This window comes from Tepidimicrobium xylanilyticum (genome assembly GCF_900106765.1).
GTDB classification, from domain to species: domain Bacteria; phylum Bacillota; class Clostridia; order Tissierellales; family Tepidimicrobiaceae; genus Tepidimicrobium; species Tepidimicrobium xylanilyticum.
This window is the reverse complement of the sequence record NZ_FNNG01000003.1, coordinates 87,488-102,122: the sequence shown is the minus strand read 5'-3', so window position 1 is coordinate 102,122 and position 14,635 is coordinate 87,488. Positions and strand designations below refer to the sequence as shown.

The 14,635-nt window shown below is 32.3% G+C and carries 9 protein-coding genes; 8 read left to right on the top strand and 1 reads right to left on the bottom strand.

Features of this window, described 5'->3' with window-relative positions; translation table 11 throughout:
• Positions 1-800 precede the first annotated feature (800 nt).
• Positions 801-1,304, top strand: coding sequence for a hypothetical protein (locus tag BLV68_RS04720; protein WP_159428611.1), 504 nt, complete (start codon positions 801-803; stop codon positions 1,302-1,304).
• Between the two features lie 62 nt (positions 1,305-1,366).
• Here BLV68_RS04720 and BLV68_RS04715 read toward each other — a convergent pair whose 3' ends face one another.
• On the bottom strand, positions 1,367-4,405 hold the full coding sequence (locus BLV68_RS04715; protein WP_093751349.1) for an insulinase family protein: 3,039 nt from the start codon (positions 4,403-4,405) through the stop codon (positions 1,367-1,369).
• Between the two features lie 556 nt (positions 4,406-4,961).
• Between BLV68_RS04715 and arcC the strand changes: the two genes are divergently transcribed.
• The 7 genes from arcC (at position 4,962) to BLV68_RS04680 (ending at position 14,629) form a co-directional block, all read left to right on the top strand.
• A complete protein-coding gene (gene arcC, locus BLV68_RS04710) occupies positions 4,962-5,897 on the top strand; it encodes a carbamate kinase (RefSeq protein WP_093751347.1) in 936 nt (311 codons plus the stop codon).
• 111 nt (positions 5,898-6,008) lie between these two features.
• Positions 6,009-7,103, top strand: a complete 1,095-nt coding sequence (gene eutH, locus BLV68_RS04705) for an ethanolamine utilization protein EutH (protein ID WP_093751345.1) — start codon at positions 6,009-6,011, stop codon at positions 7,101-7,103.
• A gap of 25 nt (positions 7,104-7,128) precedes the next feature.
• Positions 7,129-8,904: an aminopeptidase P family protein gene (locus tag BLV68_RS04700; RefSeq protein ID WP_234949840.1), complete on the top strand. Its 1,776-nt coding sequence runs from the start codon at positions 7,129-7,131 to the stop codon at positions 8,902-8,904.
• Between the two features lie 141 nt (positions 8,905-9,045).
• Entirely contained in the window at positions 9,046-10,986 is a 1,941-nt protein-coding gene (locus tag BLV68_RS04695) for a transporter substrate-binding domain-containing protein (protein ID WP_093751343.1), read from the top strand.
• Between the two features lie 15 nt (positions 10,987-11,001).
• On the top strand, positions 11,002-12,357 hold the full coding sequence (locus BLV68_RS04690) for a sigma-54-dependent transcriptional regulator (RefSeq protein WP_093751341.1): 1,356 nt from the start codon (positions 11,002-11,004) through the stop codon (positions 12,355-12,357).
• 195 nt (positions 12,358-12,552) lie between these two features.
• Positions 12,553-13,719: an ABC transporter substrate-binding protein gene (locus BLV68_RS04685; protein ID WP_234949832.1), complete on the top strand. Its 1,167-nt coding sequence runs from the start codon at positions 12,553-12,555 to the stop codon at positions 13,717-13,719.
• Between the two features lie 37 nt (positions 13,720-13,756).
• Entirely contained in the window at positions 13,757-14,629 is an 873-nt protein-coding gene (locus BLV68_RS04680; protein WP_093751337.1) for a branched-chain amino acid ABC transporter permease, read from the top strand.
• Positions 14,630-14,635: the final 6 nt, after the last annotated feature.

Genomic DNA, 14,635 nt, shown 5'->3' with positions numbered 1-14,635 from the left:
GAAGGAATATTAACAGCCAAAAATTTAACAAGTCCATATTAGTATTTATTTTAATTCTGTCAATTGCATTTATATTAACAGGATGTACAACAACTGCTGGCAATAATATTCTTGATATAGATGAATATCTTAAAAAGAACCATGTTAGCTTAGATTTGCAAGATGAAAAATATATAAAGGGTTTTAGCATATTTGATAAAGCTATAAATAAATACCATGTTTTTTTGATAGGGGAAACGCATTATACAAAGAAGAATTATGATTTGATGTTAGCATTTATTAAATATTTAAACAAAAAGGCTGATGTGAAATATATACTATGCGAAAAAGGATATAGTGACACTGTATATATTAATAGATATTTAGATACAGGAGATAAAAAAACCTATTTTTTTCATTTAAATATACAAATATTTCCTTGCCTTCAAGTAAAGAAGAATATGAATTCTTTAAAAAACTAAGGGAATACAATATGCCCCTTAATGATAGTAAAAAAATTAAGTTAATTGGAATAGATATGGAGCAGCACGTGACTTCTTCAACAGCATATTTAAAGTCCATATTACCTAAAGACGAGTCATCTTTACAAATAAAAGATTCTTATAAATCGTTTTAAGGGATTGGAATATACTGCTAGTTCTTGGGAAGAACGTCTTGAATATACTAATTTTTTAAAATTAATAGTGGATAATATGGAGGAAAAGGAAGAAATTTATTAGGAGTATTTAGGAGATAAATATTTTCATTTTTCAATGGTGCTATATAATTTAGCAATACCGGGAGAGGCATATTATTCCTATGTGAAGAGTGAGAATTATGATGATTTACATTATGTTCGGGAGAAGAGCATTTATGACAATTTTATAAGGGCATATGAACATTTTCCAAAGGGAAAATATTTTGGGCAATTTGGCTCTGCACATATTCACCAAAAATATATTATAGATTATATGTACGGGAAGGGAAGATTCGGAATCTATTTAAATCAAGAGGATTCACCTGTAAAGGGGAAGGTATTGTCTATAAAATATGGATATAAGGATTCGTGTTATTTAGCGAAAGAACCTGATGTACAGAGGGGAAAATATCAATATCGGGAAGAAACATCGGCGAGTCATCTAAATAATATGAGAATTTTAGAAAGATATTTAGATAAGGATATTACAATATTTAAGTTAAATGGAAAAGGTTCTTCATTCAAAGAAGAATTATATTTCGTACAGGATCCAAATGGAGGGGTGACTACCGATTATTTTCAATATATAGTAGTTAATAAAGGATTCAGAAGCAACAACTCCTTTTGAATAAAAAACAGGAGAAAAGCCAATAAAATCCCCTAACTTGTTATAAGCTAGGGGATTTTATCTTATTTTATTAAATTTTTTACATTGTTAAACAAATCTTTATTCTCTTTAATTGCTTTTTCATTGCCTATTGTCAAAATATTGTTTTCTTTTAATCCCTTTTCAAATAGTTCAGCGAATTTTTTAATATCCTCTGGTTTTGTATTTAATATTTCTTCTAATTCCCTGTTTAGATCTTCTTCTGTTATTTCTGAAAGGTAGTAGTAATCAGCCGTTTGACCTTTTGCTACATTGGATGTAGGAACAAAGTATTCTTGTAAAGAAGATATTATATGCTTTTCAAAGTCTTTTTCACTCATATTAAAGTTTTTAAGATAATCTATGATACTTTTATATACATCATAGGTTTGTTTTAAATTTGGATCTCTATAGCTGCCGAGAAATATATTGGCTTCATCTATGATTTCCATTAAGGCTCCATAGGCTCCACCTTTTATACGTATTTCATTGAATAGATAATCTGATTGTAAAATATTATTTAAGACTTTCATTTTTCCACTATAGCTATATCCATGTTTTGTAAAGTCAAAGGTTTGGAAATTAAATAATACATCCATGGTTGAAGAAAAGGCTTCATTTTTATTATCAAAATTAAAATCGTATTTTTGTGAAGAAACTTCTTTATTTCCAATGACTTTTAGTAAAGTTGGAAGATTTTTGCTAAATGCATCGTATTCCTTTTGCTCTCCAGTAATAGAAATCAACATATTTTTTCTATTTAATAGAGTATTTTTAACTTCTTCTAGATTTTGAACCATCTCCTCATATTTCTTATCAAAATTTTTATCAAGGTCTACAATAAAATCGTAATAGGATAAACCCGATAGTAAATCATTATATTTATATACGGGTGAGTAATATGAAAGGTTTCTTATAATTCCAATTTCAATAGGTGATGAACTCATTTGCATTTCCAGATTGCTTTTGATATTGGAAATTAACAGTCTAATCCTTTCTTTATCATTAAAATTAGTATTTGCTATTTCTTCAGCCATAATTTCTAACATCTTTGGTATGTTTTCTTCTGTTGCATAGGATGATACAACAAATTTAGGGTCATATATATTGCTTGAACCCGGTTTTGCAACTACGTTAGTATAATATCGGATTCCGCCGGTGTACATAGCTTCTTCTATTGGCAGTTGAGTATAACTGTATTTTTTAGTGTTGACCTTTCCTAATAATTGAGATAGTAAGTTGATATAAGGAATTTGTTCTTGTTTTATAGTAGATGCATCAAAATATAGATTTATAAAACCTACTCCATTTGTAAATAATGGATGATGTAGAGTTTTTATTCCATTTATCTTTTTCTCTTGTGTAGGAATTTTTTCTATCTTAGGTTCTAGATCTTCTTTTGACAGAGTAGGTATGGTGCTTAATATGTCTTCAGAATTAGGAGTGCTATTCCATTCTTGTAATTCCTCATACTCTTTAACCAACTTTTCTATTTCATCTTCAGATAAAGAAGCTTTATATTTTGCTAATTTTTCTACAACGGCTTTATTTCTTTCTTCCATCAAACCTTTTTTAGGTTTAATAACTACTATCGAGCTGTGATTATTTTTTAGAATGTATTTTTCAATTAGATTTTCAAAATATGGTTCTTCTAAAGCCACTTTTAGTTCTGAAAGGGCGCCATCAATATCTATCATGTTGAGAGGATTTCCATCATAAAGCCAGCTTAACATGGCTAATTCACCATATAATAGTCCTGTGGTTGCTCCTCTTGAGAATTGTTGTCTTTGGTCTAGTTCCACACTATTTAATGTTGATTTAATCAAAGTTTTATCTATTCCCTTATCTACTATATCCTTTAATGAAGAATAGACAATCTCTTCAAATAGATTTTTCATATCTTCATTGGTGTTTTGTGCTACTACTGATATATAAGGTTGGATAGCGTTAGTAAAATACATAGAGCTAATATTATTAAAGCCAGCCTTATTTAAATTTTGAACCACTGGAGAAGCTGGATTATCAAAGAGCATTTGGCCTAAAAGACTAAAAGCTAAGGTCGTTTTTAAACTTGGATTTTCATCTAATGTAAAGTTGAGTGATATAATCGCTTTATTCTCTTCTGTATCTTCATCTAGTATAGGATATTCTACTATTAATTCCTTTTTCTCTTTAAAAGGTTTTTGGATAATAGGCTTTGAATCCACTTCTATTTTATTATAATCCTTCAAATAATTCTCATTAATAAACTCCAACTTCTCTAGAATATCTACTTTTCCATAAATATAAATATAACAATTAGAAGGATGATAGTATTTATCATAAAATTCTTTTAATTCCTCAAAGGTTAAATTGGGTATTTCTGCTGGATCTCCACCAGACATATATTTATAATTGGTCTCTGGATATAAGCTTTTCATTATATAGTAATAAAGCTGGGAATCTGGTGAAGACAAAGCTCCTTTCATTTCATTATAGACTACTCCATTATACTCTAGAGGAGAATTCTTGTCTTCAATTTTATAATGCCATCCATCGGTTTTGAAGAACTTCTCATCTTCATAGAAAGAAGGTTTGAAGACTACATTTAAATATACATCCATTAAATTAGAAAATTCAGTATCGTTCATACTTGAAAATGGATAAGATGTCCTATCAGGGTATGTTACACCGTTGATGAAAGTTGTTAAAGACCCCTTCAGAATCTCAAAGAATAGCTGTCTTACAGGGTATTTTTCTGATCCTCCATTTAGTATGACATGTTCAAGAATATGGGGTATTCCTTTATCATTATCAACAGGTGTTCTAAAGGAAATAGTAAAGGTTTTATTTTCATCATCATTTTCTATTTGTAATAGTTTTGCACCACTTTTTTCATGATAAAAAATTCTTCCTACTGATTCAATGTTCTTTAAATTTGTTTCTTCAATTAATTTGAAACCATGATAAGTTTTTCCTACTTCCAATTTAGGTTCTGCAGTATGCGTTTGGGCATAACTGAAATTAGAAACTAATAATGTTAATAACATTATAGTTAAGATAAATGATGATATTTTTTTTCTCTTTTCAACCAATAATCTCATAGTATCCCCCTTTTTTATATTTTTTAAGTAATAGTTAGTACAGTGTTTTTAACATGAATATTGTAAATGATATATGTAATTAACACTGTGCCACAGTATTAATTACATAGTACACTAAAGCTATATTGTTGTCAATAGGGAAACAAAAAATAATATAATTTAGTACTAATGTCATGAGTTGATTATTACAAACATCCAAGGACTTAGCGTTAATTGATGAAACTAATATACTCAATTTCAATGATATCAGAGTAAGGGAAATTACAATGGTCATCAATACGGCAAATGGATTAGCAGAGCAAACTTGAATGCATAGATTGAAGCTGCGATAGCAGGAGAAAAGGTTGAGTAAATTAGATGACGATTTCCAAGAAAATAATGTAGGGTTTAGAAGATTTATCTAAGCATTTGGGTTACCAGAACAATTAGCATTTTTCTAGATAAATAAAAATAACACATTATATAATTGAGGTTAAGTAGCATAAAGTTTTAATTTATTAAATTTATATCTAGTGTATAATATTGAGGGATACTATAATACGGGAGGTAGGTTCAATTGAAAAAGATAGTTATTGCATTAGGTGGCAACGCCCTACAAGATGGCAATAAGGGTGCAACTGCTGAAGCTCAACTGGAAATAGTGAGGGAAACTGTAAAACACCTAGCTGATATAATAGAGGACGGAAATACTGTAATTATAACCCATGGTAATGGCCCTCAAGTAGGAAGAATAGTCATTCAAAATGAAATCGCTAGTGATGTTACCCCAGCTATGCCTTTTGATGTGTGTGGAGCTATGAGTCAAGGAATGATTGGCTACCACATACAACAAGCTTTGGGAGATGAATTGAGAAAAAGAGGAATCCAAAAGCCTGTAGCTACAGTGGTAACGCAAGTAGTTGTGGATAAAAAAGATCCAGCTTTTAATAATCCTACTAAGCCTATAGGCCCTTTCTATTCTAAGGAGGAAGCTGCTAAAATTAATGAAGAAAAGGGCTATATTATGATTGAAGATTCAGGAAGAGGTTATAGGCGGGTGATAGCATCACCAGAGCCTAAAAGGATTGTGGAGTTAGAAACCATAAAAACGCTGCTGGAAAAAGATAATGTAGTAATAGCTGTAGGGGGAGGGGGAATTCCTGTAATAGAAGAAGAAGGTATTCTCAACGGTGTAGCAGCAGTAATAGATAAAGACTTGGCATCTCAGCGATTAGCAGAAGATATAGATGCAGATATTTTAATAATATTAACTGCTGTAGATAATGTAGCTATTAACTTTGGAAATCCTAATCAAAGGAATTTAAACCGAGTAAATACTCAAGACATGAGAAAATATGTAGACGAAGGACATTTTGCACCTGGAAGCATGTTACCAAAGGTTTTAGCGGGAATTAGATTTGTAGAATCAAAACCAGGAAGAAAGGCTATAATAACATCTTTACAAAAGGCTAAGGACGCCCTAAAGGGTTTGAGTGGCACTATTATTGAGTAGGATAATAATTATGTATTTTACAATAAGAAAAGTATAGCAATGGGCACAGAATATGGTGAATTTTATTATATAATATAATGGATACAAAAAATTGTAGTTATGAGGTGTAGAATGAGTAACATTGTACTATTCATCATGGTTTTATTTTCTATTATAAGTGGGATAGATAAACTATTAGGCAATCGCAAAGGATTAGGAGAAAGGTTTGAAGAAGGATTTAAAAGTATGGGGCCTTTGGCAATTACTATGGTTGGAATAATTAGTCTATCGCCAGTTATTGCTCAGTTAGCAAGGCCAATTCTATCTCCTTTATCTAAATTAACAGGATCAGATCCTTCTATATTCGTTTCAAGCCTACTTGCTACTGATATGGGAGGTTATTCAACCAGTGTGGAGATTGCAGGGAGCCAACAGATGGCTGAATTTTCTGGTTTAATTCTAGCATCCATGTTAGGAGCTACCATTTCTTTTACAATGCCCCTAGCTTTAAACTTGGTCTCTAAGGAGGATTTTCCCTTTTTTACAAAGGGAGTACTAATTGGGATTGTAACCATTCCCTTAGGAATGGTAGTAGGTGGACTTGCTATGGGTATATCCATAAAGGAAATTTGGATGAATTTAATACCTGTGATTATATTGTCTCTACTAATAGTTATAGGGTTGTTCAAATTTCATGATATAACCGTTAGGATTTTTAATTTAATAGGCAAAGGTATTATGACTTTAAGTTTAATAGGCCTATTACTTAGTATAATAGATGCCATATTGGGCATAAGGATAATTCCTCATATGGCTTCTTTTGAAGAAGGGATTATAATAGTTGGGAAAATTGGAATAGTTCTATCTGGAGCCTATCCAATGTTTCATCTAGTACAAGAAAAATTTAAATTTAACTTGAGTAAAATAACTGCAAAGATTGGTATGAACCAATTTTCCATATTAGGCCTTATATCTTCTCTTGCAAATTGTGTCCCTATGTTGGCAATTTATGATAAAATGGATGCTAAGGGAAAGATTATAAATGCTGCCTTTGTAGTTAGCGGAGCTTTTGTCTTTGGAGGACAACTAGGATTTGTATCTGGAATTTCAAAAAGGATAGTCAGCCCTTTTATTCTAGCCAAGTTATCTGCAGGTCTGTCTTCTATTTTTCTTGCTAATCTATTGTTAAATCAGGCTAAGAATAGTATTGAAAAAGAAAATAATTAAATGGAAAGGAGTAGTAAACTTGAAGGTGAATGATAGGATTAAAAAATTAAGAAATTTAATGAAGGAAAGGGGAATTAAAGCTTACATAATTCCAACCTATGATCCTCACCAATCGGAGTATCTAGCAGATCATTATAAGACTAGGGTCTGGATTTCAGGTTTTACTGGTTCTGCAGGAACTGTTATAGTAACCGAAGATAAGGCTATATTGTGGACTGATGGAAGGTATTTTATACAAGCGGAAAAGGAATTGGAAGGCAGTGAAATTCAATTATTTAAAATAGGGATTCCGGGCTTTCCTACCTATATGGAATGGTTAAGAGATAATTTGAATGATGGTGATGCATTGGGATTTGATGGAAAGGTATTCCCTCAATCGGATGTGAAGAGGCTAGAAGAAGAAATGGGGCAAAAGAGGATTAGGTTTATAGATGAATATGATTTAATAGGTGAGTTGTGGACTGATAGACCTCCAGCACCAAAGAGCAAGGCATTTGTACATGATGTAAAATATACTGGAAAGACTGCCAAGGAAAAGATCGAAGAAGTGAGAATAGCAATGGAAAAGAAGGGAGTAGATTATTTTCTATTGGGCAGTCTAGACGATATTGCTTGGCTTTATAATATAAGAGGTAGAGATGTAGCTTGCAATCCAGTAGTAATATCCTATGCTCTTATCTCTAAATATGAAGCATGGTTGTTTGTGGATGAGGATAAACTAGATGATGAGGTTAAGACCCATTTGAAAGAAAATGGTATAGCTGTAGATGGATACGATAAGGTTATCGATTATGTTAAGGGCATAAATGAAGGGAACAAAGTATTTTTAGATCCTTCTAGAATAAACAGATGGCTCTATAAGGGAGTACCTGTAGGATGTGAAATAGTAGAGGGAACTAATATTACTACCAAGTTAAAGGGGATAAAAAATAGCACTGAAATTGAAAATCAAAAGAAAGCTTATATTAAGGATGGAGTAGCTTTAGTAAAATTCTTATATTGGCTAGATAATAATATAGGAAAGATCAATATTACAGAAGTATCCGCTGCTGAAAAATTGGAAGAGTTCAGGAGGAAACAGGAAGGTTTTATAGAACCAAGTTTCGATACCATAGCTGCTTATAAGGAAAATGGAGCCATGATGCATTATAAAGCAGAAGAAGGAAAATCCAATTATGAATTAAAGAAAGAAGGTATGTTTTTAGTAGATTCAGGAGGTCAATATTTAGATGGTACTACGGATATAACTAGAACTATAATATTGGGAGATATTACGGAAGAGGAAAAGAAGGATTTCACCCTTACATTAAAGGGACACATAAATTTGATCGATGCTAGATTTTTATATGGAGCTACCGGTTCTAATTTAGATGTATTGGCAAGATATCCCCTATGGCAGGAAGGGATAGATTATAAATCAGGAACAGGTCATGGAATTGGATTTTTATTAAATGTCCATGAAGGACCCCATAGAATATCTACTATTCCTAATAATGTCATATTGGAGAAGGGTATGGTAGTAACCATAGAGCCAGGGGTATATAGGGCTGAGAAATACGGCATAAGGATTGAAAATGTTGCTGTAGTAGTAGAAGACATTGAAACGGATTCAGGCCAATTTATGAAATTTGAAACCATTTCCTATTGCCCAATAGATTTAGAAGGAATAGATGTGGACATGTTAACGGAAAAGGAAAGAAAATGGTTAAACGATTATCACGAAAAAGTGTACGAAAAGCTGTCGCCATTTTTAAATGAAGAGGAAAAGGAATGGCTAAAAGAGGAAACTAGGTCTATATAGGAGAGCACTTACTAAGTGCTCTTTTTTTCAATATTTATAATTAATGTTAATAATATATCAAAGAATGATGAAATATTTATTATTTCGACATAATTTGTGATATTATAGTATTATAGACACTATAATAAAGGGGTTTTTCATTTGAAACGAAAGATTATTTTATTGACCATTATATTAATGCTATTAACTACTCCATCTTCATCAAGCAACTATTACCAAAAAAAGGTGATAAAAATAGCTGGAGATAACAATTATCCGCCTTATGAATTTGTAGATGAGGACGGTAGATACAGAGGTTTTAATGTGGATATGATGAGAGCCATAGCAATAGAACTAGGACTTGAAATAGAATTAATTCCTATGTCCTGGCAGGAAGCTATGGAGGCTTTGGAAAGAAGAGAAGTTGATGCAGTACAGGGAATGACAAGGAGTAAGAGTAGAGAAGAAAAGTTTGACTTCTCCTTGCCTTTAGTTATTAACTCACAAGCCATATTCGTTTTAAAGGAAACCAATTATATTTCTAGCATTGAGGATTTAAAGGGGAGCAGAGTATCCTTTCAAAAAGGAGATATTAGTTATGAATTAAGCCAAGAAGTTGAAGGCATTGAATCTTATACGAGAGTTAATCAAGAGGAAGCAATAGATCTTTTGTTGGAAGGTAAAGTAGATGCTTTTATGGGAAATAGGCTCACAGGAATATACTACCTACAAAAAGAGGGGAATTTTGACAAAGTAAAGATAGTTGGCGAGCCTATGCATGAAACTGAGTATTGTGTAAGCGTTTTAAAGGGCAATGATCAATTATTAGAATTGTTTAACTCTGGAATAGAAGCCATAACTAAAAATGGGACCTACGATAAGATTTATAAGAAATGGTTTGGGGAAACCTTTGTTGATAAGACCAAATTTTTTAAGAACTTGTTATATATTTCTATAGCTGTTCTTTTAGTAGTTTCTGTAGTGGCTTTTGTTAACTTGTATTGGAATAAAAATTTAAAGAAGAAAGTTGAAGAAAGAACTGTAATATTAAACACCTTGAATAGAGAGTTAGAAGATCAGAAGCAGGCAATTGAAAAAAGCAATAAACTGAAAGGGAAAATTTTAGAAAGTATATTGAGCGGTATTATTGTATTTGATAACTATGATAAGGTCATTGAATACAATAAGGCAGCTGAAAGGATTCTAAATAGGAAATTAAACATAGAAGAAGATTGGAAAAGCCTTAATCTAGAAGGAGTATATGGATTAAAGGGTTATGACATTGCTAAAAAGGGGAAATTAATGACTGGTAATAAAGAGATTTCAAGTAAAAACAAAAAATTATATATTAGCTATAGCTTCATACCAATAAACAAATCAGGTGAGGGAATAATCCTTTTAATAAACGATCTAACTGATATGAAAAAATATCAGGAAATGGCTAGTTACAACGATAAAATGCAGGCATTAGGTCAACTTTCAGCGGGAATTGCCCATGAAATAAGGAATCCTCTAACATCTATAAATACATTCATCGATTTAATACCATATAAATTAGAGGATGAACAATTTAGGAAGGACCTGGTTACTGTTACCAAAAAAGAAATAAATAGAATGAACGAACTAATAACCCAGTTAATTGACTATACCAAACCTGTAATAAGGCAACCTACTTCATTTTTAGTTAATGAAGTGATAGATGAAATATTAATTTTATTTAGCAATCAATGCAGGAAAAAAGGAATAAATACTATTAAAAACATGGGAAAATTATCCGTATTTGCAGATAGGAATCAAATCAAACAAGTATTAGTAAATATCATACTTAATAGCATAGAATCTATAGAAGGAGGGGGTGAAATCCATATATCAACGTATAAAAATGAAAATGAGGGAATTATTATCATAAAAGATAATGGTTGTGGGATACCAGAGGAACATATAGATAGAATATTTCAACCCTTCTTTACATTGAAACCTCATGGTACTGGAATAGGGTTAGCCATTACTAAAAAAATTGTGGAAGAGAATAAGGGGAATATTTCCATAGAGAGTCATGAAAACAGTGGAACCAGTGTAACTGTATCGTTACCTGTGCTATAAACTGGAGGGATACTAATGAACAAAGTTCTTATTATAGATGATGAACCTGGCATTTTAACGGCATTAAAATTTGCCCTTGAAGATGAATATAATGTAGACATAACTACCAATGTGGAGGAAGGCTTAGAAATAATTAGAGATAAGGATATAGATATAGTTTTACTAGATATTTATCTTGGCGAATATAATGGACTTGATATATTGGGAATGATCAAGGCGAATTATCCTAGCGTTATAGTCATATCTATGACGGCTTATGGGACTATTGAATCTTCAGTTGAAGCCATTCAACGTGGGGCTTATTATTATATAACCAAACCTATAGACATGAATAGTTTAAAAATTCTGATGAAAAAGGCTCTGGAGTATAAAAATTTAAGTAGGGAAGTAGAAAATCTGAAGAAAGATAAATCTTCAGAAGAATTTGATATGAGAGAAATTGTATTTACAAGTAAGGCAATGAAAAATGTATTTGATGTTATTAATAGGATTAAGGACTTGGATATTAATGTTCTGATTTCAGGGGAAAGTGGCACAGGAAAGGAGTTAATAGCTAAGGCTATTCACTATTCTAGTAAGAGGAGAAATAAGCCATTAATTAGTGTTAATTGTGCAGCTATACCCTATAATCTATTGGAATCGGAACTTTTTGGGTATGAAAAGGGTGCTTTTACAGGGGCCAATCAGCGTATGAAAGGTAAATTTGAATTGGCTAATGGTGGAACTCTATTACTTGATGAGATTGGAGATATGGAAATTGGGATGCAGGCCAAAATTTTAAGAGTATTGGAGGAGAGAATGATTACTCCATTAGGCAGTGATACTCCCATTCCATTAGATATTAGATTTTTAGCTGCTACTAATTTAAATCTAGAGGAAGAAGTTAAAAAAGGAAATTTCAGAGAAGATTTATTGTTTCGTTTGAAAGTTATTACTATAGAGGTTCCTCCCTTAAGAAATAGAAAAGAAGATATTCCCATTTTAACTCAATACTTTTTAAACAAATATTCCAAGGAGTTCAATAAGGAAATAAGAGGAGTATTGCCTAGTGCTGCAGAAGCCCTAGAATCTTATAACTACCCTGGAAATATAAGGGAATTAAAAAATATAATACAAAGGGCAGTGGCTCTCACAAATAATGATTTTATTGGTCTACAGGATTTACCTGCTGAACTGTTATCAACTTTAGAGTTGAAAGGAAATAGAGACTATATTTCTGTATATATTGGGGAAAAACTAGAAGATGTGGAAAGAAAGTTGATATTGAGAACCTATGAATTTTTCCATAAGAATAAAAGAAAGACTGCCAAAACTTTGGGTATCAGTGAAAGAAGCTTATATAATAAATTAAATGAATATGGAATGGATTAGCATGAAAAAATTTCATACTTTGAAAAATATTCAGATAAATCAATTATTCTAATACAGCTTGGAATCGGAAGGCTATAGTAAAAACCTGATGATTTCAAGCTTTTATTTTTTTATGAGGGAATAAAAACTTGGCATAGTTATTGCAAAAATATTATGCAGAGCTTAATTAAAAATATTTTTAAAGGGGGAGTTATTGTGAAAAACAAAAAATCACTGTTAACTATTGCTTTATTATTAGTCATTACAATTGCATTGTCTGCTTGCAGCAATGGAAGTACTGGTAATGAGAATACAGGTTCTTCTTCAGAAGGCGAAATAGTTATAGCCCATGCTGGTCCAATGACTGGGGACTCAGCTCAATTTGGCGATATGAAAAACAAAGCTATTCAATTAGCAATTGATGAGGTAAATGAAAAGGGTGGAATTAATGGGAAGAAAGTAGTTCTATTAACTGGTGATGATACAAGTAATCCTAAAGAAGCTCCTAATGTGGCACAGAAATTTGCCCAAGATGACAGGGTTCTTGCTGTTATAGGTCATTGGAATAGTTCATGTACCCTTGCAGCAAGGGGAATTTATGATGCAGCAGGTATACCACTTCTTGCAGATTCAGTTAATAAAGCTTTAACAGACGGTACTACTCCAACTGCTTATAGGATTTCATTGACAGATACAGCGCAAGCAAAATCCTTAGCAAAATATGCATATGATAAGTTGGGCAAGAGAAGAGCTGCAATTCTATACACAGCAAATGACTTTGGAACAGGATTAATGGAAGACTTTGGTAAGGCCTTTAAGGAATTAGGTGGGGAAATAGTAGCTACAGAAACCTATTTTGAAGGACAATCAAAGGATTTCAGCCCTCAATTAACTAAGATAAAGGGTACCAATCCAGATTTATTATTCATAGCTGGATATTATGTTGAGACAGCATTGATTGCACAACAATCTAAAGAGTTAGGCCTTGACATTCAAATGTTGGGTACTGAGGGAATTAGTTCAGAAGAATTAATTAAGTTAGGTGGAGAAGCAGTAGAAGGTATAATATTTGCAGGATTCTTCCATCCAGATATAGAGTTTCCTGGTACTAAGGAGTTTGTTGAAGCTTTCAGAGCAAAATACAATAAGGATCCTGATACCTATGCAGCTTTAGCTTATGACTCAGCAAAATTGATTTTTGCTGCCATTGAAGAAAAAGGTGAAAGCAGACAAGGTATAATGGAATTTTTAGACGAAGTTGAAGATTTTCCAGGAGTAGCAGGGCCTATCTCCTTTGATGAAAACCACGATGTGGTAAGAAATATAGTCGTTTTAACTGTGAAGGATGGGAAAATAGTACCAGCAGCAGAGCAGGTTGATTAGTCGCTTAGGATTTCTAAATTAAAGGAAGGTGTAGCTTATGTTTTTAGAACAACTTAGTAATGGTATTGCATTAGGAAGTCTCTATGCCTTAACAGCAGTAGGATATACCATGGTATATGGAATAATACGCCTAATAAACTTTGCCCACGGGGATATTTATATGATGGGAGCCTTCTTTGCATATACCGCTATAGCATACTTTAATCTACCGCTAGTACCTTCGTTTTTAATAGGCATGGTATGTGCAGCTTTGCTAGGGGTTTTTATAGCAAAGTTTGCATATACCCCTGTCTTTAATGCACCTAAGATAAACCTATTCTTATGTGCGATAGGTACAGCAATATTTCTAGAGAATTTTGCAATGCTTGTATGGGGACCTGAAACCCAATCATTTCCAACCATGATTCAAAACGAGATATATGCTTTTGGCGGATTTAAGATTACTAAATTACAGGCTGTTATATTATTAACTTCTATTATTTTGGTTTTGATTCTAACTTATATTGTTAAAAAGACAAAGATTGGTAGGGCAATGAGATGTGCTTCTCAGGACATGGTAGCAGCCAGATTAATGGGAATAAATACAAATAAAGTCATATTCATCACCTTTGCTTTAGGTTCTTCATTAGGAGCTGCTGCAGGTACTCTTGTTGCCATGTATTATAAAGCTGTATATCCTATGATGGGATTTTCCGCTGGATTAAAGGCTTTTGTGGCAGCAGTTATAGGAGGTATAGGAAGTATAACTGGTGCCATGTTTGGTGGTTTAATTATGGGTATAGCAGAGAGTCTAGGAGCAGCTTATATTTCTTCAGGGTATAGGGATGCTATAGCTTTTATCATTTTGATTATCATACTTCTTTTTAAACCTACTGGATTGTTTGGGAAGACGGTAAAAGAGAAGGTATAAAGGGAG